Genomic DNA, 4,139 nt, shown 5'->3' on the forward strand with positions numbered 1-4,139 from the left:
AGCCAGGATCAAACTCTCCAATAAAGTGTTTGACTTGCTCATTGTGTACTTAATAGTACGTTTTGTTGTTAATCGAAATTAACGTTGGCACGCTTGGTTTTGTTTAGTTTTCAAAGAACATTCATTTCAACTTCTTTTCAGAAGCGACTTTATTAATATAACATTTATATTATCGCTTGTCAACAACTATCAAATTTATTTTCATGAAATAATTTTTCGATGTTGTCTCACTTGCGACTTGATTAATATTACACTATACAAATAAAAACGTCAACTACTTTTTTAGTTTAATAATATAATAATTTATCCCTCGACAATTAATTTCCTGCATTCCGTGTAATACTCTTACAATTTGTCTCCTCTTTATTCAAAGATTAAATAATACGGGTATTTAATTCTATAATGCAATATTAACTTAAGGTTAATTTAACTTACCATGATTGATAGAAAAAAACACCCATTTTATCATTTTAACTTCATTTTTATTTAAAACATTAGTAACATATTAGTTCAATTCGGGTAATTGTTTTTGTTCAAATTCCAGAGACTCAGCATGGTTAGTTCTTTCAATTAATTGATGAGCCATACTAAAGGTATCAATATCAATACTATATTTAGGACGCCTCTTTGCTTCTTTATAAATTTTCCCTATATATTCACCAATTAGTCCAATAGCAATTAACTGTAATCCTCCTATTAACCAAATTGACGTAATTAGTGACGTCCATCCTGTTTCTGCTCCACCTAAAAACTTTAAGGTAATGAAATAGCAACCAAACAAAAAGCTTACAAAAAATGAAACCAACCCTAATAATAAAACAAAGCGAATCGGAGTAATTGAAAATGACGTAATACCCTCAAATGCAAAAGAGAGCATCTTTTTCAAAGGATATTTTGTTGTTCCAGCAAGCCTTTCCTTCCTGTCATAATAAATAGAAGTAGAAGGAAATCCAATTAACGGTACTATACCTCTAAGAAATAAATTAACCTCTTCAAATCTTTCTAACTCATCAATTGCCCTTTTACTCATTAGGCGATAATCAGCGTGATTATAAATCAAATTTACACCTAATTTTCTCATTAGCTTATAGAAGAATTCAGCTGTCTTCTTTTTAAATATATGGTCTGTATCACGTCTTTTTCTAACACCATATACAATATCAAATCCATCTTTAAATTTCACAATAAACTCTCTAATTATTTGAATATCATCTTGTAAATCTGCATCTATAGATATTACACAATCAGACGATTTTTTTGCAGTCAATAATCCTGCTAATAGAGCATTTTGATGACCAACATTTCTTGAAAGCTTTAAACCATGTACAGCCCTATTTTCTAAACTTTCCTTATAGATTAGTGACCAAGTTTTATCCTTACTCCCATCATCAACAAATAATAACTTGCTTTCGTTTGAAATTAGCTTTTCAGTGATTAATTCTCCCAACACATTATTAAGCTGAGCTATTGTTTCCGGCAGCACTTCCTCTTCGTTGTAACAAGGAACTACTATTGTTAGTTTAGGTTCAACCATAATATGACCTCCAAAATAGTTTTACATCACTTTATACAAATAGATTTTCCAAGCGGATGACTCAGTTTGAAACGTTTTCTCTAATTCCAACTGATTATCTCTTGCATTCTCTATTGGGACTGCTGAAAAAATATAAGTCCCTCCTAGTTTTTTAAAAGGTTCAACATTCAATTGTAAATTTTTCAATTTCTTATGCGAATTCTTCTTAAACATATAATGTTTACCTAGCTCTGCGGTGAATATATAACAACGTCCTCCCCACTCATCAAAATAGGTTCTAATTGTTTTATTTTTATTAAGTTCTTTTTCAATAATTTTTCTAAATTCATATTTGTATGTTAATGGATAAAAGTTATTGTAAGTATCAAGTGTATAGAAGCCATTATATTGAGCAATAGCAGGATGAATGCCGATACTAGCTACTCGATAATCTTCTACTGGCATGCCAATATACGATTTAATTTCCTCAAAAAGTTCAGTTGAATAAAACTCCTTAACAGATGGTTTGTTTCTATAAACAAATTCATCATTAAAGCAAAATAAAAAGAGAAGCTGTGCAATTAAGAAAAAAGCAGCAAGAGGTTTCCACGATTTACTATTTTCCCATAGTATTTTTATCCCTAGTGCAAAGCCTACATATATTACAAGTGGTCTTAGAAATTGAAATCTTGCAAAATTAAACGTATCCATAAAATGGAATCTCTTCGTTAATGGCAGCCAACCTTTATAAAACCAAAAAGCATACCAAGTTGAGAGAACGAAATTAAGGATGAGCAAAATTATAAATGCACGCTCTTGTTTCCATAAGTTTTTTCTAATAATGAAAAAGAAAGCAATTAAGGTAACAGCTAGAATAAATAATCCGTGGACAGTCATAACATGAGTATGCCCTAATATAAAATTTTTGAAGGTTAATCTGATAACTCGCCACAATGAGAGCCTAGCATGAAAATATTCATCTCGGCTGTTTGGTTCATCATCAAATAAAAATGAGTAAACAAGTCTGTACTCCACAAGCATAAATATCATTGTCATATAAATGATTGCTAGAAAAAATGCAAAGTTCGCTTTCCTTCTCACTAAATCGACTACCCAAAACACACCCATTGCAAATAAAAAAAAGAAAAAGCCTAACACAATACTGGAGTAAAACGGAAGTAAGGTTAGTACTAATAAATCCTTCCATGACCTTCTACCATTTCTAATATGCAAAAATGACCACAATGCTAGTGGCATTCCTAATGTACTCAACATACCTGATGGCCAAAATGGAGTTAACGCAAAGGCAAGAGCAGCTCCAGCAGTTATAAATACGTAATGATGATTCTTAATAAAATGCTCCTTCAACAATAAATACATTCCTATAAAAGCAAAAACCCGGGTGATCGTTTGACTTAATGCATATGCAACCATAGTAGGAAACAATGCATATAACCAAACTATAAGGCTAAACTCAGTGCCATAAGCATTTCTAGGTAATCCATTTATAATTTGTGGAACTACTGCATCAATCGGGCCAACCATTTGTCCACTTTGACTTAATACCTTATACCAAGCTAAATTTGAATCTAAATTATCATGAACTCGTATATGCGCATTTTCACCTAGAACATAAAGCGGTAATAAATAGATTGTTATGATTAGAAACGATAGTATAATCAATGCCTTTTCCGATTTAAAATACTTTAAGATCAAGTTTTACACTCCTAAATTCCAATCTTCCCGTACCCTATACTTAACATTTGCATAATCGTGGAAATCATACTAAAAATTACTTAATAATTGAATCTCTACCTTAATACTTAATTCGTTATTATTTTTAACTGGCTTTCTATCACTTGTTATCTTTTTAACAGAAAAAAAATACCTTAACAAAAATGCTAAGGTATCTACAAAAAAATTTAGTTTATCTTAAATGATTGAATATAAAAATACTAACGCACCAAAAATTATGGGTAAAATGATCGGAACTCCCATATACTCCTAGTGAATTTGCTCTTCCCAATGCAATCTGTACATCTTTCTTACTCCCTACAGAGAAAAAAACAATTTATCATTTTTTAAACAATTAATGATAAGCGTAAAGTTTTATATTGTCGCTCAACATTTTCATTAGTTAAGTTGCGATAATTATATAGATGAGTAAACCTTTCTAAAATATGCATACCTGCCCAAATGATTGATCCAATTGCTAAAGAAATAACAATAAACTCTCGATTCCTCCATCCATTTGGTTCACTTAATACATTTTAATGTGTAGGTATTTTCAGGTAGTTCTCCCCACTTTATAATTAAAAAGGTGATTGAAAAGATAAACAATATTATAGCTATAATATTAAAAACGTTTCCTAATAGTCCGATTTTTATCTTTATTTTTCGTTTTCCCACTTATTTCTTTCTTATCTAAAGACTTTATTATGTAAAATACGTTCTTTAAATATGTTTCGTTTCAGTAATATTAAATTCAAAACCTTTGGTTTATATAAACAAAAAAAGACCAGTATTTCTACTGATCTTTTTCCATCTTACCTGGCAACGTCCTACTCTCACAGGGGGAGTCCCCCAACTACCATCGGCGCTGAAGAGCTTAACTTCCGTGTTCGGC

Annotated in this window: 2 protein-coding genes and 1 rRNA gene; all 3 read right to left on the reverse strand. The window is 30.9% G+C overall.

The genetic code is table 11. From position 1 onward, the window contains the following. Positions 1-505 precede the first annotated feature (505 nt). Positions 506-1,534, reverse strand: coding sequence for a glycosyltransferase family 2 protein (locus tag ACTJJ9_RS25990; RefSeq protein ID WP_095303589.1), 1,029 nt, complete (start codon positions 1,532-1,534; stop codon positions 506-508). A gap of 21 nt (positions 1,535-1,555) precedes the next feature. Continuing rightward, positions 1,556-3,196, reverse strand: a complete 1,641-nt coding sequence (locus ACTJJ9_RS25995; RefSeq protein WP_440769001.1) for a DUF6044 family protein — start codon at positions 3,194-3,196, stop codon at positions 1,556-1,558. Between the two features lie 865 nt (positions 3,197-4,061). Further along, a 5S ribosomal RNA gene (gene rrf / locus ACTJJ9_RS26000) occupies positions 4,062-4,139 on the reverse strand; the annotation flags it as partial.

The organism is Metabacillus sp. 22489 (genome assembly GCF_052044855.1).
GTDB classification, from domain to species: domain Bacteria; phylum Bacillota; class Bacilli; order Bacillales; family Bacillaceae; genus Metabacillus; species Metabacillus niabensis.